This is a genomic window from Paraburkholderia sp. BCC1876 (assembly GCF_902833695.1).
Taxonomy (GTDB): Bacteria; Pseudomonadota; Gammaproteobacteria; order Burkholderiales; family Burkholderiaceae; genus Paraburkholderia.
On record NZ_CADFGI010000014.1, the window covers coordinates 145,151 to 167,150 of the forward strand.

The 22,000-nt window shown below is 62.3% G+C and carries 16 protein-coding genes; 13 read left to right on the forward strand and 3 right to left on the reverse strand.

The annotated features are described in order from the left end of the window. The first annotated feature begins 83 nt into the window (after positions 1-83). The 7 genes from xylA (at position 84) to HWY05_RS33955 (ending at position 12,405) form a co-directional block, all read left to right on the forward strand. Positions 84-1,406 carry a xylose isomerase gene (gene xylA, locus HWY05_RS33925; RefSeq protein ID WP_176061093.1) on the forward strand — a complete coding sequence of 441 codons (1,323 nt, stop codon included), beginning with the start codon at positions 84-86 and terminating at the stop codon, positions 1,404-1,406. 168 nt (positions 1,407-1,574) lie between these two features. After that, positions 1,575-2,603 (forward strand): D-xylose ABC transporter substrate-binding protein, encoded by a 1,029-nt coding sequence (gene xylF / locus HWY05_RS33930; protein ID WP_035561282.1) that lies wholly within the window; start codon positions 1,575-1,577, stop codon positions 2,601-2,603. A gap of 79 nt (positions 2,604-2,682) precedes the next feature. After that, positions 2,683-4,242, forward strand: a complete 1,560-nt coding sequence (xylG, locus tag HWY05_RS33935) for a D-xylose ABC transporter ATP-binding protein (protein ID WP_176061094.1) — start codon at positions 2,683-2,685, stop codon at positions 4,240-4,242. Continuing rightward, a complete protein-coding gene (locus tag HWY05_RS33940; RefSeq protein ID WP_176061095.1) occupies positions 4,239-5,438 on the forward strand; it encodes a sugar ABC transporter permease in 1,200 nt (399 codons plus the stop codon). The genes xylG and HWY05_RS33940 overlap by 4 nt, the downstream gene beginning before the upstream one ends. Positions 5,439-6,601: 1,163 nt before the next feature. Beyond that, positions 6,602-9,340: a TonB-dependent receptor gene (locus tag HWY05_RS33945; protein WP_176061096.1), complete on the forward strand. Its 2,739-nt coding sequence runs from the start codon at positions 6,602-6,604 to the stop codon at positions 9,338-9,340. A gap of 285 nt (positions 9,341-9,625) precedes the next feature. Further along, positions 9,626-11,896, forward strand: coding sequence for a xanthine dehydrogenase family protein molybdopterin-binding subunit (locus tag HWY05_RS33950; protein WP_176061097.1), 2,271 nt, complete (start codon positions 9,626-9,628; stop codon positions 11,894-11,896). 50 nt (positions 11,897-11,946) lie between these two features. Next, positions 11,947-12,405: a (2Fe-2S)-binding protein gene (locus HWY05_RS33955; protein WP_176061098.1), complete on the forward strand. Its 459-nt coding sequence runs from the start codon at positions 11,947-11,949 to the stop codon at positions 12,403-12,405. 241 nt (positions 12,406-12,646) lie between these two features. Here HWY05_RS33955 and HWY05_RS33960 read toward each other — a convergent pair whose 3' ends face one another. After that, a complete protein-coding gene (locus tag HWY05_RS33960; protein WP_176061099.1) occupies positions 12,647-14,314 on the reverse strand; it encodes an FAD-dependent oxidoreductase in 1,668 nt (555 codons plus the stop codon). Then, a complete protein-coding gene (locus HWY05_RS33965) occupies positions 14,314-15,828 on the reverse strand; it encodes a polyamine aminopropyltransferase (RefSeq protein ID WP_081936395.1) in 1,515 nt (504 codons plus the stop codon). The genes HWY05_RS33960 and HWY05_RS33965 overlap by 1 nt, the downstream gene beginning before the upstream one ends. An 86-nt stretch (positions 15,829-15,914) precedes the next feature. Between HWY05_RS33965 and HWY05_RS33970 the strand changes: the two genes are divergently transcribed. The 5 genes from HWY05_RS33970 (at position 15,915) to speD (ending at position 19,511) form a co-directional block, all read left to right on the forward strand. Then, on the forward strand, positions 15,915-16,301 hold the full coding sequence (locus tag HWY05_RS33970; RefSeq protein WP_035561303.1) for a DUF350 domain-containing protein: 387 nt from the start codon (positions 15,915-15,917) through the stop codon (positions 16,299-16,301). Positions 16,302-16,366: 65 nt separating this feature from the next. After that, positions 16,367-17,374, forward strand: a complete 1,008-nt coding sequence (locus HWY05_RS33975; protein WP_176061100.1) for an SPFH domain-containing protein — start codon at positions 16,367-16,369, stop codon at positions 17,372-17,374. 9 nt (positions 17,375-17,383) lie between these two features. Beyond that, complete coding sequence (locus HWY05_RS33980) at positions 17,384-18,931, forward strand: DUF4178 domain-containing protein (protein WP_176061101.1); 1,548 nt, start codon at positions 17,384-17,386, stop codon at positions 18,929-18,931. Further along, positions 18,928-19,077, forward strand: a complete 150-nt coding sequence (locus HWY05_RS33985) for a hypothetical protein (protein ID WP_176061102.1) — start codon at positions 18,928-18,930, stop codon at positions 19,075-19,077. Before HWY05_RS33980 ends, HWY05_RS33985 begins: the two co-directional genes overlap by 4 nt. After that, complete coding sequence (speD, locus tag HWY05_RS33990; RefSeq protein ID WP_279614195.1) at positions 19,074-19,511, forward strand: adenosylmethionine decarboxylase; 438 nt, start codon at positions 19,074-19,076, stop codon at positions 19,509-19,511. Before HWY05_RS33985 ends, speD begins: the two co-directional genes overlap by 4 nt. 12 nt (positions 19,512-19,523) lie before the next feature. On the opposite strand, the gene HWY05_RS33995 is transcribed toward speD, so the two are convergent. After that, positions 19,524-20,999 (reverse strand): HD domain-containing phosphohydrolase, encoded by a 1,476-nt coding sequence (locus tag HWY05_RS33995; RefSeq protein WP_176061103.1) that lies wholly within the window; start codon positions 20,997-20,999, stop codon positions 19,524-19,526. 168 nt (positions 21,000-21,167) lie between these two features. Between HWY05_RS33995 and HWY05_RS34000 the strand changes: the two genes are divergently transcribed. After that, positions 21,168-21,956: an alpha/beta hydrolase gene (locus HWY05_RS34000; protein WP_035561313.1), complete on the forward strand. Its 789-nt coding sequence runs from the start codon at positions 21,168-21,170 to the stop codon at positions 21,954-21,956. Positions 21,957-22,000 lie beyond the last annotated feature (44 nt).

Consider the following 22,000-nt stretch of genomic DNA (forward strand, 5'->3'; position numbering starts at 1 on the left):
TCCAGGCGTCAGCATGGCGTCACCTTGTCGACCGCTACGGCAACGCCGGGCGAGTTGCATTGCAACATAAACAGGAGACGCCGATGTCCTATTTCGAACACATTCCCGAGATCCGTTATGAAGGCCCGCAATCGGACAATCCGCTTGCGTACCACCATTACGATAAAAGTAAAAAAGTACTCGGTAAAACCCTCGAAGAACACCTGCGTATTGCGGTGTGCTACTGGCATACGTTCGTGTGGCCAGGCACGGACATCTTCGGGCATGGGACGTTCCGGCGCCCGTGGCAGCAGGCCGGCGACGCAATGGAGCGGGCGCAGCAAAAAGCCGACGCCGCCTTCGACTTCTTCTCGAAGCTTGCCACGCCGTACTACACGTTTCACGACACCGATGTCGCGCCCGAAGGCGCAAGCCTGAAGGAATACAGCGAAAACTTCTCGCGTATGGCCGACTATCTGGCGCGCAAGCAGCAAGACAGCGGCGTCAAATTGCTATGGGGCACGGCCAATCTGTTCTCGCATCCGCGTTACGCGGCTGGCGCCGCAACCAGTCCCGACCCCGAAGTATTCGCGTTTGCCGCGACGCAAGTGCGTCATGCGCTCGACGCGACGCACCGGCTTGGCGGTGAGAACTATGTGTTGTGGGGCGGCCGCGAAGGCTACGACACGCTGCTCAATACCGACCTCGTGCGCGAACGCGATCAGCTTGCGCGCTTCCTGCATATGGTGGTCGACCACAAGCATCAGCTCGGTTTCAAGGGTGCGTTGCTGATCGAACCCAAGCCGCAGGAGCCGACCAAACATCAATACGACTACGACGTCGCGACGGTTCACGGCTTTCTGTTGCAACACGGACTCGAGAAAGAGATTCGCGTGAACATCGAGGCCAATCACGCGACACTCGCCGGCCATTCGTTTCATCACGAGATCGCCACGGCTTACGCGCTCGGTATTTTCGGCAGCGTCGACGCGAATCGCGGCGATCCGCAGAACGGCTGGGATACCGATCAATTCCCAAATAGTGTCGAAGAGCTGACGTTGGCCCTTTACGAAATTCTCAAGCATGGTGGGTTCACGACTGGCGGCATGAACTTCGATTCGAAAGTGCGGCGGCAGAGCGTCGATCCGGAAGATCTGTTCTACGGCCACATCGGCGCGATCGACAATCTCGCGATCGCTGTCGAACGGGCCGCGGTGCTGATCGAAAACGATCGTCTCGAACAATTCAAACGTCAGCGTTACGCGGGCTGGGAGGCGGAATTCGGCCGCAAGATTCTCTCGGGCGATTATTCGCTGTCGACGTTGGCGTCGGACGCGCTGACGCGTGGATTGAATCCGCAGCACGCCAGTGGGCATCAGGAGTTGATGGAAAGTATCGTGAATCAGGCGATTTACAGCGGGCGTTGAGCGCGCTTCGCAGCATACGCACCAGGCAACAGCAGCATTACATAAAAATCGCGCGGCCACGTCGACCGCGCGAAACAGGAAGCTTTGGGTTGTCGCTTGTCCGGTCTTGCGGCTCGCAGCGCAGACCGTCCAATCCGGTATTCCGACTATCAGAAGATGGAGACAGACATGAAATTCGCAACGCGTCGTACCGTACTGAGTTCGCTCGTGTGTGGAGCGGTACTTGCCAGCCTGTCGCTTGCCGCGCCGCTCGCGCATGCAAGCAAGGATCACCCTGAAATCGGTTTCTGTATCGACGATCTGCGTGTGGAACGCTGGTCGCGCGATCGCGACTATTTCGTCGCCGCCGCGGAAAAGCTCGGCGCGAAAGTGTCAGTGCAATCGGCCGATGCGAGCGAGGAGCGGCAGATCTCGCAGATCGAGAACCTGATTTCGCGCGGCGTGGATGTGATCGTGATCGTGCCGTTCAATTCGAAGACACTCGGCAATGTGGTTGCCGAAGCGAAGAAAGCCGGCATCAAGGTCGTTTCGTATGACCGCCTGATTCTCGACGCCGACGTCGATGCCTACATCTCGTTCGACAACGAAAAAGTCGGCGAATTGCAGGCGCAAGGCGTCTACAACGCACAACCTAAGGGCAACTACTTCCTGCTCGGCGGCGCGCCGACCGACAACAACGCCAAGATGCTGCGCGAAGGCCAGCTCAAGATCCTGAAACCGGCCATGGACAAGGGCGACATCAAGATTGTCGGTCAGCAGTGGGTGCCGGAATGGAGCGCCTCCACGGCATTGCGTATTACCGAGGATGCGTTGACGGCGAACAACAATAAGATCGACGCGATCGTCGCATCGAACGATGGCACCGCCGGCGGCGCGATCCAGGCGCTTGCCGCGCAACACATGGCGGGCAAAGTGCCGGTGTCGGGCCAGGACGCGGACCTCGCCGCAGTGAAGCGGGTGATTGCCGGCACGCAGACCATGACGGTGTACAAGCCTTTGAAGCTGATCGCGAGCGAAGCGGCGAAACTCTCCGTGGCGCTGGCCAGAGGCGAGAAGCCGGCCTTCAACGCGCAATACGACAACGGCAAGAAGAAGGTCGACACGGTGTTGCTGCAGCCTACGTTGCTAACCAGGAGCAACGTCGACGTGGTGATCAAGGACGGCTTCTATACCCAGGCCCAGCTCGCGAGCCAATGAGCGTAACGTGTGCGCGGCGGATCTCGACACGCTCCAGCGGTGTCGCCGCCGCCGCGCGCCTTGCAGCGAGGCATAGCGAATGACTCAACCCTTGCTGACGATGCGGGGCATCGTCAAGGCATTTTCCGGCGTGAAAGCGCTCGACGGCATCGACCTGACGGTCGCGCCGGGCGAGTGTGTCGGCCTGTGCGGCGAGAACGGCGCGGGCAAATCGACGCTGATGAAAGTGCTGTCGGGCGTCTATCCCTACGGCACCTGGGACGGCGACATCACGTGGGAAGGCGAGCCGCTGAAGGCCGCCAGCGTGCGCGACACAGAACGCGCCGGCATCATCATCATTCACCAGGAGTTGATGCTGGTGCCGCAGCTCTCCGTGGCGGAGAACATCTTTCTCGGCAATGAAATCACGCTGCCCGGCGGCCGCATGAATTACGCGGCCATGTATCAGCGCGCCGACGAACTCATGCGCGAACTCGGCATTGGCGGCATCAATGCCGCGCAGCCGGTGATGAACTACGGCGGCGGTCATCAGCAATTGATCGAGATCGCGAAGGCGTTGAACAAGCGCGCGAAATTGTTGATTCTCGATGAGCCGTCGTCGTCGCTGACCGCGTCGGAGATCCGTATTCTGCTCGACATTGTGCGCGATCTGAAACGACGCGGTGTGGCGTGCGTGTACATCTCGCACAAGCTCGACGAAGTCGCGGCGGTCTGCGACACGATCAGCGTGATTCGCGACGGCCGCCATGTCGCCACCGAGCCGATGCGTTCGCTCACCACCGACCGCATCATTTCGCTGATGGTCGGCCGTGAGATCAAGAATCTGTTTCCGCGCGAGCCGCATCCGATCGGCGACGTGATCTTTGAAGCGCGCAATGTGACCTGCTTCGACGTCACCAATCCGCGGCGCAAGCGGGTCAACGACGTGTCGTTCGCGCTGCGGCGCGGCGAGATTCTTGGCGTGGCCGGTCTGGTCGGTGCAGGGCGCACCGAATTGATGGAGGCGGTATTCGGTGCATACGCCGGGGTGAGCGAAGCGACGGTCGTGCTGGAAGGCAAGCCGCTGAAGATTCGCGCACCCGTGGATGCGATTCGCGCGGGCATCGGCATGGTGCCGGAAGATCGCAAACGACACGGCATCGTGCCGGGTTTGAGTGTCGGCCACAACATCACGCTCGCGGTGTTGCAACGTTTCACCAAAGGCGGACGGATCGATTCGGCCGCCGAACTCGACACGATCAACACGGAGATGAAGCGGCTTTCGGTGCGCGCGGCGCATCCGATGCTGTCGATTGCGAGCCTGTCCGGCGGCAATCAGCAGAAGGCCGTGCTCACACGCATGCTGCTGACCGATCCCAAGGTACTGATTCTCGACGAGCCCACGCGAGGCGTCGACGTCGGCGCGAAATACGAAATCTACAAACTGATTTTTCAACTGGCGCAGCGCGGTATGTCGATCGTGATGGTGTCGTCCGAATTGCCCGAGGTACTCGGCATTAGCGATCGCGTACTGGTGATCGGCGAGGGTGAACTACGGGGCGATTTCGTCAACGACGGCCTCACCCAGGAGGACATTCTCAGCGCCGCGATCCGCCCCGTGCAGCGATCCCCGAACCCAACCGCAGCGAGTGCCGCATGACGCCCGACGTTACTTCCCAACGCGCCGACGGCGCCGCGCCACGCGGTGCTTTCGGCGGCCCGCAGCGCATTCAGCAATTGTTCGCACGCTACAAGATTCTCGCGTTGCTGATTGCGGTGGCCGCGATCTGGATTTTCTTCTCGTTCCTCACGCACGGCGCATTCGTCACACCGCGCAATCTGTCGAATCTGCTGCGGCAAATGTCGATTACCGGCATGCTCGCGTGCGGCATGGTGTTCGTGATCATCGCGGGCGAGATCGATCTGTCGGTCGGTTCGCTGCTCGGTTTACTCGGCGGCGTCGCCGCGATACTCGACGTCAACCGTCATTGGCCGATCGGCGTGACCGTGCCCGTGGTGATGCTGCTCGGCGTCGTGGTCGGCATGTTCAATGGATGGTGGTCAACCTATCGCCGCGTGCCTTCGTTCATTGTCGGCCTGGGTGGCATGCTCGCGTATCGCGGCATTCTGCTCGGCGTCACGGGTGGTTCGACGATTGCACCGGTCTCCGACGGTTTCGTGTTTCTCGGTCAAGGCTATTTGCCGCGGCTCGTGGGTGACGCGCTCGCCGTCGTGCTATTCGTGCTGCTCGCGTTTCTCACACTGCGGCAGCGGCGCAATCGCGAGCGCTATCAATTGCGCGTGGTGCCGGTGTGGCAGGACGTCGTCAAGGTGGTCGGTGCGGGCGTGATTCTGGCAGGCTTTGTCGCCACGCTCGATCGTTACGGTGGCATTCCGGTGCCGGTGCTGTTACTGCTCGCGCTGCTCGGCATCTTCACGTGGATCGCGACGCAGACCGTGTTCGGACGGCGCATTTACGCAGTTGGTTCGAACCTGGAAGCGACGCGCCTTTCCGGCGTCAATACGAACCGCGTGAAGCTCGCGATCTTCGCGCTGATGGGGCTGATGTGTGCGTTCGGCGGCATTGTCAACACGGCGCGGCTGGCGGCCGGCTCGCCGTCGGCGGGCTCGATGGGTGAACTCGATGCGATCGCCGCGTGCTTTATCGGCGGGACGTCGATGCGGGGTGGTTCCGGCACTGTGTACGGCGCATTGATCGGCGCGCTGGTGATGGCGAGCCTCGATAACGGCATGTCGATGCTCGACGTCGACGCTTACTGGCAGATGATCGTGAAGGGCAGCATTCTGGTGCTCGCGGTTTGGATCGACGTCGTATCCGGCTCGAACCGGCGGTGAGATAGCCCAACGCGATCGCGGCGACACGCATGCAGCATTCGGAAACGGATTGCTGCATGTTTTACTTGACCGATCACAACGTTAGGCATCCGTACAAATATAACGTTGGTCTCTACGCAACCAGCCAGTTCTCCGCAAGCGGAGCATGTCTCTGCGGACCTCAGAGAGTATCGCCGGCTTAACGACGTTCTCTCGTCGTTATCCTCTATTCGTCGCTTATCGCCATTTACATATTATTTTCAATGTGATTACAATGCCTGCACCTTATCGCTGAGATAAGTGCACTCGTCAGTGCTCTCAACCTGCCGCCTTCCCCTAGGTGCGCAGGTTTTTTTTTGTCAGATTTCTTGCATTGAAAGAATTCGTATGGCGCTGACTTAAATTGGTGCAAGCCATAACAGTTATGGGATAGCGGCACCGACGTGGTGCAAATCGGCGCCAGCGCCGTAAGGTGGGGTGTTACGCGCGTCGCACAATTTTTTTACGCCGATCAAACAAATTTTGACTGAGCGATTCTGTCCTGATATGTTTGCGTCCACCAAATGAAAGAAAAGCTCAGCCTGGTGTCAGGCAGAAGTCATGACGTGGCTCGCAAGCGGGCGCGGGTAGCCTTTCACGGCTCACCCATGAAGTAAGCTAAATGAAAGTATTAAATTGATGGATCGCGCCTCGCGATCAATGCCGTTGATTGCGCGATCCTGTCGTATTTGATTGATGCGCGGTTGTATGCGCCGTCGTTCGTTATCTAAGAGAAATTGCCGCTATTGAATCTTTTTGTCCGTGCAAAGAAATTAGGCATGCTGATAAAAATGCGGGGTAAACACCAATAGCTCGAAATTGAATCTAAAGATTGCGAGTAGTCGCGCGGCAATAGAAAGCACCTTAATCGACGAATAAGCCGAGCGGCATTGACTGGCCGCCATGGTGCGCCGTTGTTATCACCGTTCTACCGATGTTGAAGCACCCGAGGCCCGCACAGCAGAATGAATAATTAGTATCACTACGGACCAGGAGCGACGTTCAGGTTCGCTGATCGGGTGGGTCGTTGTTGAAGTTTCGAAGGAAAACAGGGCGTTCGAAGCGTGGCGGTGGGGTGCCGCAAACGAAGAGGCTTGCCAGGCCTCTTCGAATAACAACTGGCGTTTATGGCGAGAGAGAGGAACATGAAACAGAGGGATCTAGCATCGGCCATTCGGAAGATAATCTGGGCTGAAATGGCGATAACCGCGATGGTGGGGACGTCCGCATTCGCGCAGAGCCAGCCGTCGGCGGCAGGCGCGGCGGTTGCGTCGCCCATTACCGTCGCGCAGGCCGGCACGCCGGACGGCACGGCGGCGGCTGCATCGGGCGCGGCAGCCACCACGCCCGTTAAACAGCTCAAGAAATTCGAAGTGACGGGGTCGCTTATCCGCACGTCGGACAAGGTCGGCAATACCGAAGTCCAGACCATTACGCAAAAGGACATCGCGCAAAGCGGCTACACCACGGTGTCCGACTTCCTGCGCGGCACGGCGGCGAACTCGGCCAGCAGTTGGTCCCAGTCGACGATGAACAGCGCCGCCCCCGGTGGCGCCGGTATCGCGCTGCGCGGCTTGAGCGAGAAGTACACGCTCGTGCTGGTGGACGGCCAGCGTGTCGCCAACTACGCGCAAGCGGTGAACTTCACCGACACGTTCTTCGACGTCAACAGTATCCCGCTGAACATCGTCGACCACATCGACATCGTGAAGACGGGCGCGGTATCGATTTACGGCTCCGATGCAATTGCCGGTGTCGTCAACATCATCACCAAAAAGAACTTTCAGGGCCTGCAGCTCGATACGCAATTGGGCAAAGCGCAGCATCCCGGCAACGGTCAGGGAAGCTTCAGCGCCCTCGGCGGTTTCGGCGACCTGAACTCGGATCGCTTCAACGTGACCGCTGCGGCGAGCTACTACCGCGACAGCGGATCGACGCTGGCGGATCGCGACATGACGTCGGGCCAGGATTTCACGCAGTACGCCGGTGGTCTCGCGGCGCCGCTGGGTCCGAACCAGCAGTCGTACTGGACCACGCCGGCCGGCAACACGGCGCTGAATCCGTGCCCGCCCGGCAGCACGTCGGCGAAGACGGGCGGTGCGGCGTGCGCGTACAACGTCGCGGCCGGTACTTCCCTGACGCCGGCCGTCACGCGTTTGAACGCGAAAGTGCGCGGCACCTTCAAGATCGACGAAGACAAGGAAGCGTACGCGGGCTTCTGGGTGAGCCGCGACGAAAACGTGCAATTGCAGGGCCCTGCATCGCTAACCGCCAATTCGAACGTGTTCACGCCGTCGACCGGCTCCGTCGCTCCGCTTTCGCGCACGGTGTCGGCGTCGAATCCGTTCAATCCGTTCGGCGTGGCGACACCGATCAATCTGACGTTCCCCGGCAACGTTAGTGTTGCGGATACCGTGTCGACTTTCTGGATGGCATCGACCGGCATCAAGGGTTCGTACAACTCGGCGGCGCTGGGTAGCTGGGACTGGTCCGCCGATTACGGCCATTCGCAGAGCACGGTCGATACGAGCTACTCCAACCGCCTGAACGTGGCGGGCGTGGAGAACATGCTGGCGAACGGCTCGTATAACTTCGCGAACCCGGGCTCGACGCCCAACGGTCTGAACGGCGTGTTCAGCGACGACTATCAGCAAGCGATTTCGAAGGTCGACAGCGTCACGGCCAAGACCTCGACGTCGAGCCTGTTCAGCCTGCCGGCCGGCAATGTCGGCTTGGGCTTTGGTACGGAGTTCCGCCACGAGTCGTCGGTGATCAACCCGCAGACGCTCGCGTCGACAGGCATTAGCGCGCCGGCGAATGTGCAGACCGTGGACAGCTCGCGCAACGTGGCGGCGTTGTTCTATCAGATCGACATTCCGATCATCCACAACCTGACGTTCACGCAAGCGTCCCGCTACGACCACTACAGCGACTTCGGCGGTGCTTTTTCGCCGAGCTTCGCGCTGCGTTATCAGCCGGTGCGTATGCTGACGACGTTCGCCTCGTTTAGCCGCGGTTTCCGCGCGCCGACCGGTGTCGAGAATTCGCAGGCGGTTTATCTCGGTCACCAGAACCTGGTGGATCCGAACGATCCGAGCGGCGTGCCGACCAAGCATTTCACGACCGAGCAGACCACGGGTAATCCGAATCTGCAGCCTGAGCATACGAAGAACTACAACATCGGCTTCCAGTTGTCGCCGGACGCGATGACCGACATCGGTGCGGCGTTCTACAAAGTGCGCATCGACGGGGTGATCGGGACGGCAGATCCAAACGCCGTGCTTCAGCAAAACAATCCGTCGACGGTGGTACGCAATCCCGACGGCACGATCCGCTATATCGTGCAGCCGTTCGTCAACCTGGGCGCGCTCGATACCGACGGCTTCGACATGAACTTCCGCAAGGCGGTTCGTACGACCTACGGTACGTTTACGCTGTCGGGCGACTGGGCGTACGTGTGGCATTTCAAGCTGCACAGCCCGGGTTCGGCGCCGCAGGACTTCGCGGGTAACAATCTCGCCCTGCTGCAACCGTTCGGCGCAAGTAATCCGCGCTGGAAGGGCAATACCACGTTGACGTGGGATTTCCACAACCTGACGACGTCGTTGACGTGGCAATACACGGGTCCTTATACGAACGGCGTGTCGGCAGAGTTCGGCGATGGCGGAACCGGGTCCGTGGCGTCATATAGTCAGTTCAATCTGGTGGCGAGCTATCGCGGCTTCAAGCATTGGACGATCTACGGCGGCATTACGAATCTGTTCGACAAGCGGCCGCCGTTCGACGTCGAGTGGCAAGCGACGCCGGACATTACGGGTTACGACCAGTCGCTCTACACGGACCTCGGCCGTTTCTTCCAGGTCGGCGCGACGTACCGGTTCTAATGCGTTGATCGCAGTGTTACCGACTGGCTAGCCAGCCCAACAAAGCGCCGCTTCTTGCCCATGTTTATGGGTGAAAGCGGCGCTGACCATTTCAGGCCTCGCATCTCGCCTTGGCCGCAGCTTCGCGTTAACCCTTCCGCTTCACCAACATTGACTTAAATTCCCGAATTTAAGTCCCGCAATCGCTCCCTCGTCTTACTACTATCCGAACACCCGCCACGCAAAACCCGCGCTCCCGCGCGCATTCCCAACGTCCGCCACCATGCAAGCTCACCGAGCCCTGCCATGTTGAAGCGCAGAACCTTCCTGCTCGGCGGGGCCGGCGCAATGGGCGCGCTGCTGGTCGGCTGGTCGGTGCTCCCGCCGGCTCAACGCCTCACGACTTCCACGCCGTTACCCGCGGAAGGCACGCAATTGCCGTTGAATGGCTGGGTCAAGATCGCCGCCGACAACAGCGTGACCATCATCATGTGCAAGGCGGAAATGGGGCAGGGCATCCACACCGGCCTCGCGATGCTCCTCGCCGAAGAGCTCGACGCGGAGTGGTCGCAGGTGCGCGTGGAGGATGCGCCGATCGACAGGATCTACAACAGCGTGCAGAACATCGTCGACGATCTGCCGTTTCGTCCCGATGACGACAGCGCCGTGAAGCGCGCGACGGTCTGGATGACCCGCAAGCTGGTGCGCGACGCCGGCACGATGATGACGGGCGGTTCGTCGAGCATCAACGATCTGTGGACGCCGATGCGCGAAGCCGGCGCCTCGGCGCGCGCGATGCTGATCGGCGCGGCGGCTGCGCAATGGCAGGTGCCGGCCGCCGAATGCCGCGCGGAAAGCGGCGAGGTGTTGCATCCGTCGGGGCATCGGGCGAGCTTCGGCGAGTTGTCTTCGCTGGCGGCGCAGCAGCCGCTGCCGCGCAACGTGGCATTAAAAGATCCGGCCAACTTCAAGCTGATCGGCAAACCGGTCCATCGCATCGAGGCCGCGTCGAAGATCAACGGCACGGCGCGCTTCGGCATCGACGCGCTGCCCGACGGGCTGCTCTATGCGAGCGTCGTCATGTGTCCCACGCTGGGTGGAACAGTCGCGCATTTCGACGCCGGGCCCGCGGAGAAATTGCCGGGCTTCATCAAGGCGTTCGCCGTCGCGCCGTACAACGGTGGAACCGGCGGCGTCGCGGTGATCGCCGACAACCCGTTCCGCGCGATGAACGCCGTCACCGCCGTCACCGTCGATTGGAACGACGGCGACGCGGCGCACATCTCGAGCGCGGATGTGCAGAGCCGTCTCATGCAAGCGCTGGACGACGGCGACGGCCACGCCTACTACCGCCTCGGCGATATCGACGCCGCGTTGAGCGGCGCCGCGCGCACGGTCAGCGCCGACTATCACGCGCCGTATCTCGCGCACGGCGCGGTCGAACCGCTCAATTGCACGGTACAGGTCGCGGACGGTGTGGCGACGGTGTGGGTGTCCACGCAAGTCCCCGCGCTCGCGCGTCATCACGTGGCCAAGGTGCTGAACCTCGACGCCGATAAGGTCGACGTGCAAACGCAGTTGATCGGTGGCGCATTCGGCCGGCGTCTCGAACTCGATTTCATCGCGCAGGCCGCAGTGATTGCGCGCCAGGGCGGTGGGCGTCCGGTGCAGACCATCTGGTCGCGCGCGCAGGATTTCACGCATGATTTCTATCGGCCCGCCTGCGTATCGCGGCTCAAGGCCGGTCTCGATGCGCACGGCAAGCTGGTCGCGTGGGACAGCCTGTCCGCGGGTCAGGCGATCGTGCCGGAATCGCTCGCGCGCTACTACGGCGTGCCGCGTATTCCGATCGACAAGACCACTTGCGAGGGCGCGTTCGATCAACCCTACGAGTGGCCCGCCGCGCGTGTCGCGCACAAGATCGTCGATCTGCCGGTGCCGGTCGGCTTCTGGCGTTCGGTCGGCCATTCGCATCAGGCGTTTTTCACGGAGAGTTTCACCGACGAACTCGCCGCCGCCGCCGGCCGCGATCCGATTGCGTTTCGCGCCGAACTGCTCGCGCGGCATCCGCGTCATCTGGCCGTGTTGAAGCGGGTTGCCGCGTTGTCGGAATGGGGGCGTCCGTTGAGTCATGCCGCCGACGGCGCACCGCGCTCGCGCGGCGTCGCGCTGCACGAGGCGTTCGGCAGCGTCGTCGCGCAGGTGGCGGAGGTGTCGCTCGGGCCGGGCAAGCAGATTCGCGTGCATCGCGTGGTTTGCGTGATCGATTGCGGCTTACCGGTGAATCCGAATCTGATCCGCCAGCAAATGGAGAGCGCGATCGTGTTCGGCCTTTCGACCGCGTTGCAGGACGAAATCACGATCGTCGACGGTCAGGTGCAGCAGAAGAACTTCGTGGATTTTCCGGTGGTGCGGATGAACGATTGTCCGACGATCGAAACCGAGATCATGCCAAGTCAACTGCATCCGCAAGGCGTCGGCGAACCGGGCGTGCCGCCGGTCGCGCCGGCGGTGGCGAACGCGGTGTTCGCGCTGACGGGCCAGCGTCTGCGCGCGTTGCCGCTGAAGCTGACGTAACGCGCGGCAAACTCAAGCACACCAAGGTCAGGCATGACGAGGAGACCCGCATGGGATCGCTAAACATCAACGGCCGCGCGGTAGCGGTACAGGCCGAGCCGGATATGCCGCTGCTGTGGGTGCTGCGTGCCGAACTCGGCATGACCGGCACCAAGTTCGGCTGCGGCGTGGGCATTTGCGGCGCGTGTACGGTTCATCTGGACGGTAAGGCGAGCCTGTCATGCCAGACGCTGATGTCGAGCCTGCATACGCAGAAGATCACGACGATAGAAGGCGTGCAGGGCGCAGAAGCGCAAGCGTTAAAAGCGGCGTGGATCGATCTCGACGTGGTGCAGTGCGGCTATTGCCAAAGCGCGCAACTCATGGCGGCCTGCGCGCTGCTCAAACAGAAACCCAATCCCACGGATGCCGATATCGACGCGGCCATGTCCAACATCGTTTGCCGTTGTGGCACGTATCCGCGCGTGCGGGCGGCGATTCATCAGGCGGCGAAGCGTCGGCCGGCATAGCGACAGCGACGTGTTGACGCGTTCGCGTCGGTTTTCGCCGCCGCGTGCGCTCAGTTAGCGAACATTTCCACCACGGCAACCACGGCCGTAAAAATGCCGATACATCCGCCCAATGTGACTGCGCCTTGCATGAATTGCGACATACGTGACCCTGTTGCGTGAGTGATTGACGAAGAACATTTAACCCGAAATGAAAGCTTAAAGAAAGCTTATCAAAAATAAAACGTAAGCGAATTCGGGCTTATCCCAGGGCGCGGTTTGCCGCGAGCACACCCCAATAGGACGCTTCTTCGAACAGCGACATCCCCGACAGATCCGCATGCGCGAACAGCACCGGTCCGTCCGCGTCACGCAACGCGAGCAGGCCGGGACGGCTGAGGAAGCCGACGTCCGGCGTCGCCATGGCGTGGCCGCGCACGGTGATTTCCAGCGCGGTGGCGTGACGCCATAGGTCGCGGCCATAAGCGGGCAGCAGATCGATCGCCGCTTGCGTGCGCAGGTCGTCGGGATGCGCGGCGGCGAGCCAGCGGCGGGTGTCGTCGGGCGTCTTCAGATCAAGCGCCTGATACGCCGAGAACACCGAGCGCTGCGGCGGCGACAGACGAATCAGTTGATGCGTCGAGACGACATAGCCGAGACCTTCGCCGCGATAGACCACGTTGTCCCACGCGAGCGGCACGCCTTGTGCTTCACGCGGCATGCCTTCCATCAGGAAGTTGGAGACCAGCCACGGCGCACGCGGCGGCAGGTCGCGCGATGCGTCGAAACCGTACGCGGACAGATGCGGCATGACGTGCTGCGCGACAAAAAGCGGCATGGCCGACACCACGCGGCGCGCTTTCAGCACGAAGGTACTGAGCACGTTATGACTGTCGATGCGCACGCACAGCACTTCCACGCCACCCGGTTTTTCATCGACACGCGCGGCAAAGCCTGGTAATGACCACGTCGATTTGCCCACGCGCTGCGTGATCGACGCACTCAGCTTGGTCACCATGCTATGCAAGCCATCGGGCCAGGTCAGTACCGCGCCGTCTTCCGCATTGCGCGCATGGCCGCCGCGCGACGAGAAGTAGTGCAAGCCGGCCCACGCGGAGACGTGTTCATAACCGGCGCCGAAATCGTCGCGGCACGCGTAGTTCAGATACCAGTGCAGCGACGGCGCGGTATAGCCGTCGTCGAGCAACCACTGTTTGAACGAGCGTTTATCCAATGCGCGCCAGCGCGGCTCCTGCGACGACTGCGCGAGCGGAATGCAGAACACCTTGCGGCCGTCGCTGCCCACGGCGGTGCGCAGCGCGTCGGTGTAAGCGAAAAAGCGCTGCTGCTGCGCGATTTCCGCGTGATTCACGCCGAGCGTCGGCACCAAGCCGTCCTGCCATTGACCGTCGATCAGCAAGCGTTCGTCGGGTGCATGCACCAGCACGCGTTCGTCGAACACCGGCCGTGCGGTGAACGGATCGGCTTCGATCACACCGAAGTCGGCGAGCATGTCGCGCAGGTGCGTCGATTCCATCGACGGTAACGGCAGATAGTGCGCACCCTTCGGATAGCCTAGCTCGCCATAGCGGCCGCCGGCCGCATTGCCGCCGAATTCGGGCCCGGCGAGCACGACGAAATCCTTGTGCCCCGCTCGCGCAAGTTGCCATGCGCACGACAAACCCGCCGCGCCCGCGCCGAGAATCGCGATGTCGGTTTCGAGCGTGCCGGACGGTGGCGGCAAGCTGCGATGATCGCGCAGCGCATGACCTTCGCGCATGCCGGGACTGTCGATCACCGGCGTGGTCTCGATCCAGCCGGTGCGGCTGAGATCAGTCAACGAGCCGAACGCGCCCAACGCGCTCGCTCCCAACGCGCCCGCGCCCACTGCGCCGGCCGCGCCCGCAAAGAGAAAAGTGCGGCGGTCCATCAGCGCAGCACGTGCTTCCAGTCGTCGTCGAAAAGGCGGACGAGCGGCTGGTCGTTCATCTGGTTCGGCGCCATCGGCAACGCGGGCATGTCGGCGGGAAAGTGAAACATTTCAACCGCGGTTTGCGCGTCGAGCCAGCGCATCGGCTCCGAGTAATGCGTCGGGATCGTATAGTCGCGACGCTTGCCGGCAATCACGAAACCCCAGTCGCCGAATGACGGCACATAGCAGTGATACGGCCACGTGTTGAAGCCCGCCTCGCGCAACGTGTCGACGATCGTCCAGTAAGCGTGCGGCGCGAAATACGGCGAGGTGGATTGAATCACCGCATAGCCGTTCTCGGACAAATGCCGCGACAGCATGCGATACACCGGCACCGAGTACAGCCGGCCTAAACCGAAGTTGGTCGGATCGGGAAAGTCCACGACGATCGCGTCGAAGACCTCGGCGTTGGATTCGAGCCAGCGCACGGCGTCGTCGTTGATCACGTGCACGCGCGGGTCTTTCAGCGAGCCCTGATTGAGTTTGACGAGCGGCGCCGAGGTGGAAAACATCCGCGTCATGGCCGGGTCGAGATCGACCAGCGTCACCGTTTCGATGTTGCGGTGCTTGAGGATTTCGCGCACCGCGAGCCCGTCGCCGCCGCCGAGCACGAGCACATGCTTCGCCCACGGCAACGCTTCGAGCGTCGGATGAATCAGCGCCTCGTGATAACGGTGTTCGTCGCGCGACGAGAATTGCAGATTGCCGTTCAGGTACAGCCGCATGTCGTCGTGCCATTGCGTGAGCACGATGCGCTGATAGGGCGTGGTTTCGGAGAAGATCGTCTCGTCGCCATACAAGCCGTGTTCGGCCCAATGCGTGAGGCGCTCCGACAGCGCGAAACCCGCGCCGAGCAGGCTGATCACGAGTGCGGCGCGCATCAGCTTGCCCGGCACGTTGCTGATTTCGGCACGGAACGTGTGGGTGGTCCACAGCGCCACCAGCGCGTTGAGAATGCCGAACAGAAAGCTGGTGCGCAACAGGCCGAGACGCGGCGCGAGCACCAGCGGAAACAGCAGCGAGACTGCGAGCGAGCCGAGATAGTCGAAGGTCAGCACGTCGCTGACGGTGTGGCGGAACGCCTGGCGGCGCTGCTGGAACGCGCGCATCACCAGCGGAATCTCCATGCCGATCAACGCGCCGAGCACCAGCACCACCGCGTAGAGCGCCGCGCGAAACGGCGTGGACAACCACGCGAACACGCCGAACAGCATGGCCGCCGACAAACCGCCAAGTAGGCCCACTAGCAATTCGATATCGACGAAGCGGTCGAGCACGTCGTCGTCGTCGACGAACCTGGCGAGCCACGAGCCCACGCCCATTGCAAACAGATAACAGCCGATCACCGACGAGAACTGCAATACCGAATCGCCGAGCAAATAGCTGGACAAGGTACTGCTGATCAGCTCATAACCCAATCCGCACGAGGCCAGCACCAGTACCGACAGTATCAGCATGCGATTATGTTTAATCTTCATGCTGGGCACTCCGGTCCGATCTGGATATACTGGCGGCGATTTGCGCGCGCCGTCGCGACACACAAAATCCGGGAGATTAAATGGGTGATGCCTTTTCTTATGGGATTCATTTACTGTCGGCGTTTGTGCTGATCCTCGGATTCGCGGCAGTTTACCTCAAGGTCACGCCGTTCGACGAACTTGCGTTGATCCGCGAAGGCAACGTGGCGGCGCTGCTGTCCTTTGCCGGCGCGCTGATCGGCTTCTGCCTGACGCTCGCGTCGAGCATTGCGCACAACTCCACGCTGATGCTGGTGCTGATCTGGGCATTCGGTGCGATGATCGTGCAGGTCGCCACTTATGCCGTACTCACGCGCTTATTGCCCGGCATGAACCATGCGATTGAAACGCGTAATAACGCAATGGGTGGATTGATGGGCGCGGCTTCGCTGGTGGTCGGCATTATCAACGCGGCCTGCTTAACGTAAATTCACGTTTAACGCATTTTCATCTTAATGCCTGATTGGCGGGCGCCTCGCGCGAGGAGTACACGATGAGTCTCGGTTCGTTTATTCGCAAGCAGTTTGTCGACGTTCTGCAATGGACGGAAGACGGTGACGGCGTATTGGCCTGGCGTTATCCGATGGAAGACCAGGAAATCCAGTACGGCGACCAATTGACGGTGCGCGAGTCGCAAATGGCGCTGTTCGTCAACGAAGGCCGCATTGCCGACGTATTCGGCCCCGGCCTGTACACGCTGACCACGCGCACGCTGCCGCTGCTGACCAGTCTGCGCAATTGGGACAAGCTGTTCGAGTCGCCGTTCAAGTCCGACGTCTACTTCTTCAGCACGCGTTTGCAACTCGGCCGCCGCTGGGGCACGCCGCAACCCGTCACGATCCGCGACAGCGAATTCGGCCTCGTGCAGGTACGCGCGTTCGGCATCTATTCGTACCGCGTGGTCGACGTGCCGGCGTTTCATCGCGAGATCAGCGGCACGCGCGGCCTTTATACCGTCGACGATCTCGAGCAGCAATTGCGCAATCTCGTCGTGACGGCCATGAGCGTGGCGTTCGGTTCGGCCGATGTCGCGTTCGTGGACATGGCGGCGAACCAGGAGGTGCTGTCGCAACGTATCGGCCAGGCGCTCGCGCCGGTGTTCGCGCGTTACGGCGTGGCGCTCGATTCGTTCACGGTGCAAAGCGTATCGCTGCCGGACGCGCTGCAAAAGGCGCTCGACGCCCGCATCAGCGTCGGCGTGAGCGGCGATCTGAACAAGTTCGCGCAGTACCAGGCCGCGCAATCCATTCCGCTCGCCGCGCAAAACGCGGGTGGCGTGGCGGGTGTCGGCGCGGGACTCGCGGCCGGCGCGGCGATCGCGCAGACCATGACGGGCGCGCTGAATCAGACACAGTCGCCGACTCCCGCACAACCCGCGGCCGCCGCGAACGACTACGTCGACCGCCTGCAGCAACTCAAGACCTTGCTCGACAAAGGCCTCGTCACCGAAGACGACTATGCGAAGGCGAAAGCCGAGATTCTCGCGAAGCTGACGAAATAAGCGCACTCGATGTTCAGTACTTCGTGTCCACAATGCGGCGCACCGCTCGAATTCCGTTCCGCCGCGGCCGTGATGGCCGTGTGCGGGTCGTGCCGCAGCACCTTGCTCAAACACGGCGAAGCCGTTGAACGCCTCGGCGAAATGGCCTCGGTGTTCGAGGACTATTCGCCGCTGCAACTCGGCGCGACGGGACGGTATCAAACGCGCTCGTTCACGCTGCTTGGCCGAATCCAGTTGCGCTACGACGCGGGCTACTGGAGCGAGTGGTACGCCACCTTCGACGACGGCACGTTCGGCTGGTTGTCCGACGCATCGGGCCAATACGCGGTCACCACGCAGCGAGCGCTCGAAGACACCGAGACCGCCACGCTGCCGTCTTTCGATTCGCTGAGCCCAGGCGTGCCCTTCGAATTCGACGGCAAGCGTTATCTCGCGTCGGACATTCGCACCGCGCAATGCGTGGGCGGCGAGGGCGAGTTGCCGTTTCGTGTCGGCGACGGTTGGCAGGCGCGGGTCGCGGACTTCCGCTACGAAGACCATTTCATCACGCTCGACTATGCCGACGCCGATCAGCAACACGGCAAGCCGGTGCTGTATTCGGGCGAGTCGGTGGAACTCGCCGAACTCGCGTGTCAGGGCTTGCGCGACGAGGCGGAAATTCGCGAGTCGGCGGGACGCTATCGCGGCGACCTGGCGGCGTTCACCTGCCCGAGTTGCGGCGCGTCGCTCGATTGCCCGGTCGGCGTCGCGGATTATGTGATCTGCGGCTCGTGCCATGCGGGCGTGGATTGCAGCGCGCCGCAGGCCACGCTGTTTTCGAAGAAGCGCACGCTCGAAGCAATCGACACCGCGTTGCCGCTCGGTGCGAGCGCAACCTTCGACGGCGCGAAATACACGGTGCTCGGCCTGATGCGTTGCCGCACGCCGGACGGCGAATCCAGTTGGGACGAGTATCTGCTGCACAACCTCGACCGCGGATTCCTGTGGCAAGTGCATAGCGAAGGCCGCTGGGAGCGCGTGGAAGTGTTGAATCACTGGCCGATGATCAGCCAGAGCGGCCAGGTGCTCGACGACGGCAAGACCTATCGCGAGAGCGAGCACTACGTCTCCGAAGTGATTTATGTGGCCGGCGCGTTCAACTGGCGCGTGCAGGTGGGCGACAAGACGTCGATCACGGATTTCGCGTGGCGCGACTTCAAAATGACCCGCGAAATTGCCGCCGACGAAATCGTCTGGTCGCGCGCGAGGCCGTTGACCAACGGCAAGGTCGCGGAACGGTTCGGCATGCCGGAACTGGCGGCGGCCGGTGCGGCGGCGAGCCGCCGTGCGACCCAGCCCAAGACCAGCCAAAGCGACCTCAAACCGGTCAAGGAAGGTTTCACGACTGTCGGCTTCGGACCGTGGCCGTGGATCGGCACGGGCGTGATGGTGTTTGTCAATTTCGGCAAGCTGTTCGAATTCGATGGCTCGACGGTGCTGGTGATTATCGGCATCCTGGCTTTGTGGGCGCCCGAGTGGATCTGGCGCGCCTTCCACGACGAGTCGAGGTCAGCGTGAGACAGTTTTTATATGCGCTCTACGCGTTCGTGGTGATCGTCATGTTCAGTTGCACGTCGATGACGGGAAGCGGTGGGAGTGGCGGCGGCGGTTATGGCGGAACGTCGGCGCGCAGCGGTTATTCGTCGTATGGGGCGCACAAGTGAGCGGGGCGCTTCCGGTGTCGGAATTCGCGCCTACGCCTACGCCTACGGCCACGGCTACGACCACACCTGCACCGCGTGACGCGTATGGCGCGCATGTGCTGGCCGATCTGGGCGGGATCGCGGCGGACCTGTTACGCGACGCCCACGCGCTCGAATCGATTCTGGTGACTGCGGCGAAAGAGGCCGGTGCGCGCGTGTTGTCGGCGCATTTCCATCACTTCGGCGGCGAGCACGGCGTGACGGGTGTCGTGTTGCTCGCCGAGTCGCACATCACGATCCACACGTGGCCCGAACATCGCTTCGCTGCACTCGATATTTTCATGTGCGGCAACGCTCGACCCGAGCAGGCGGTCGAGCGGATCGCGCTTGATTTGCGGGCTGACGTGAAAAACCTGCGCACCTGCGAGCGAGGCATCGCGGCGCCGCCACGTTAGTGCTAATTCGCCTCAGATCAACCGCAGCGTCGACGCTTTCAACGTAGCTGCCGCGCGCGTCGAACATTCAAGCTTGCGGAACACGCTTTCCACATGCGTGCGCACGGTGCTCGGACTCATCTGCAGTGTCTTGGCGACTTCCTTGTTGCTCGCGCCTTGACTGATGTGGCGCAATACCTCCGCTTCGCGCGGCGACAGCAACGCGGCCCGCGCGGGCTTGGCGCGCTCGGCGCCCGACTCATGCCCGTCGTTCTCGTCACTCAGCAGCGCATGCACCGCGTCGGCATCGAAGCGGCCCGCCGCCGCTTCTTCATTGAGTAACGCCGCCGCTTGATCCGCCGACAACGCCGCGCGCCACGGACGCGGCGAGCGCAACGCCACCCAGCTCGCCGCTGCGGCCAGCACGCGCGCTTCGCGGCCGAGCATGCCGCCTGTCGCGCCGCGGAAATAGCCCGAACCGTCGAGCCGTTCATAAGCCTGCGACGCGATCTCCGATTCACGCGAGAGCGCACCGATCTGCTTGCCGGCGCGCGCGGTCCAGTAAGGCACGAGGCGGACCTTTTCCCACGCGGCCGGTGAAAGCCGCCCCGCCGTATTCCAGATCGCGTTCGAGACCGCCATGCGCCCCATGCCGTGAATCAGACCGGCGAGATAGGTGGCGTCACGAACGTCGTCGTCGAAACCGAGGCGCGCGCAACAGGCTGCCGCCGCTTCGGCCACGCGGCGCGAGTAGCCGGCCATCCACGGTAATTTCAGGTCGATCACGTCGGCGATGATCTCGGGCGCGGTGCCTTGCTGCATCGGTAACGCGTCGAGCGGTTTGTCGCGCCCCGCTGCACCTTGCTCGTCGAGTTCGGCGAGCCAGTCGGCGGCTTGCGCAAACGCGACTTGAGCGAGCGCGTCCGGATATTTGTGGCCCGCCTTCTGCGCGATCAGTTTTTGCGCCGCGTCCAGGCCATATACGCGGCTCAGAATTTCGAGGTCGCCCGCGAGCCCAACGAGAAATACGGCGTCAGGCACCCGCGCGCCGTCGAGTTTTTGCGGCAGACCGCCGCCGTCCCAGGCTTCGAAAATGTGCCGCAAAGCGGCTTGAGTGGCGCCCTCCAGGCCGAGCATGCGCGCAATTTCCCCGGATACCTCGCAGTGAATCTGCGCGAGCGGCGTGATCGTCGCTTCGAGCTGCCCCTGAGCTTCGGCCGCGCCACCCCAGCCTGGCCGCATGGCGAGCATCGCCTCGCGGCCGCCGATGTCGTCGCCGAGCATCTCCGAGAAGCCCGACGCGTTGGCCGTGCAACCCGACCACCGCAGCAGCGAAACTTCCTGCACGACGCCGCATTGCGCGTCGTCATGACCCGCCGCGGCCGCCAGTCGCGCGGCCAGCCAACTGGTGCGCAGCGAGTGGTCCGTGGGCTGACCCATGCTGAGATCGCCGATAAACGCCAGCGCCTTCACGGCGTCGAGCGCGCGGATTGTTGAAACGTCTGCCATAGGTATCGACCTGTTTGTCCTGTCTTTCATTTGCCGCGCCTCGCGTGAGCGCCGCAGCGGCCTTTCCGCGCCTCGGTCATTCGACCGATACAGCCGGCGGACGGATCGGCGCATCCTTCAATCCACACTCTGCCCGCTGATTTTCTCTTCCCCACAAGGACCGATAGTATGAATACCCTGCTCAAAAAATGCCTGGCCGCCGCGGTGATGTTCGGCAGCCTCCTGTCGATCAGCGCGTTGACGCCGGCCAGCGCCGCGCCCAACGACGACCTCAAAGGCAAGAACGTCGTGCTGGTGCACGGCGCGTTCGCCGACGGTTCGAGCTGGCAGAAGGTTATTCCGCTCCTCGAAGCCAAGGGCCTGCACGTCGTCGCGGTCCAGAATCCGCTCAGTTCGCTCGACGCCGATGTTGCCGCCACGCGCCGCGTGATCGATCAGCAGAACGGTCCGGTGATTCTGGTCGGCCATTCCTGGGCCGGCGCGGTGATCACGCAAGCCGGTAACGACGACAAGGTCAAGTCGCTGGTCTACGTGGCCGCGTTTGCGCCGCAGAAGGACCAGTCGATCAACGACATCCTGAAGGGCAAGCCCGCGCCTGCGTGGGCCTCCGCGTTGCAGAAGGACTCGGGCGGCTACCTGACGCTGTCGACCGACGCCATCATTCACGACTTCGCGCAGGATCTGCCGGTCGCTCAGGCGCGCCTCGTGGCCGCGACGCAAGGTCCGTGGTTCGCCGGTTGTACCGACGACAAAGTGACACAGCCCGCATGGCAAAACAAGCCGTCGTGGTTCGTGGAAACGGAGAAGGATCGCATGATTCCGGCTGCGCTGCAGGATGCGATGGCGCAGCAGATCGGCGCGACGGTGATCAAGGTCGACGCAAGCCATGTGGCGATGTTGTCGAAGCCGACGGAAGTCGCGGCCGCGATCATCGAAGCGGCACGTGCGACGAAGTGAGTGGGTTGTCTGCTTGACGCATGATGCCTCGCTCGCGTGAGTGA

What these genes read in the sequence shown, in the direction of transcription:
- xylA (WP_176061093.1), top strand. Translation starts at nt 84, where the DNA reads ATGTCCTATTTCGAACACATTCCCGAGATCCGTTATGAAGGCCCGCAA.
- xylF (WP_035561282.1), top strand. Translation starts at nt 1,575, where the DNA reads ATGAAATTCGCAACGCGTCGTACCGTACTGAGTTCGCTCGTGTGTGGA.
- xylG (WP_176061094.1), top strand. Translation starts at nt 2,683, where the DNA reads ATGACTCAACCCTTGCTGACGATGCGGGGCATCGTCAAGGCATTTTCC.
- HWY05_RS33940 (WP_176061095.1), top strand. Translation starts at nt 4,239, where the DNA reads ATGACGCCCGACGTTACTTCCCAACGCGCCGACGGCGCCGCGCCACGC.
- HWY05_RS33945 (WP_176061096.1), top strand. Translation starts at nt 6,602, where the DNA reads ATGAAACAGAGGGATCTAGCATCGGCCATTCGGAAGATAATCTGGGCT.
- HWY05_RS33950 (WP_176061097.1), top strand. Translation starts at nt 9,626, where the DNA reads ATGTTGAAGCGCAGAACCTTCCTGCTCGGCGGGGCCGGCGCAATGGGC.
- HWY05_RS33955 (WP_176061098.1), top strand. Translation starts at nt 11,947, where the DNA reads ATGGGATCGCTAAACATCAACGGCCGCGCGGTAGCGGTACAGGCCGAG.
- HWY05_RS33960 (WP_176061099.1), bottom strand. Translation starts at nt 14,314, where the DNA reads ATGGACCGCCGCACTTTTCTCTTTGCGGGCGCGGCCGGCGCAGTGGGC.
- HWY05_RS33970 (WP_035561303.1), top strand. Translation starts at nt 15,915, where the DNA reads ATGGGTGATGCCTTTTCTTATGGGATTCATTTACTGTCGGCGTTTGTG.
- HWY05_RS33975 (WP_176061100.1), top strand. Translation starts at nt 16,367, where the DNA reads ATGAGTCTCGGTTCGTTTATTCGCAAGCAGTTTGTCGACGTTCTGCAA.
- HWY05_RS33980 (WP_176061101.1), top strand. Translation starts at nt 17,384, where the DNA reads ATGTTCAGTACTTCGTGTCCACAATGCGGCGCACCGCTCGAATTCCGT.
- HWY05_RS33995 (WP_176061103.1), bottom strand. Translation starts at nt 20,999, where the DNA reads ATGGCAGACGTTTCAACAATCCGCGCGCTCGACGCCGTGAAGGCGCTG.
- HWY05_RS34000 (WP_035561313.1), top strand. Translation starts at nt 21,168, where the DNA reads ATGAATACCCTGCTCAAAAAATGCCTGGCCGCCGCGGTGATGTTCGGC.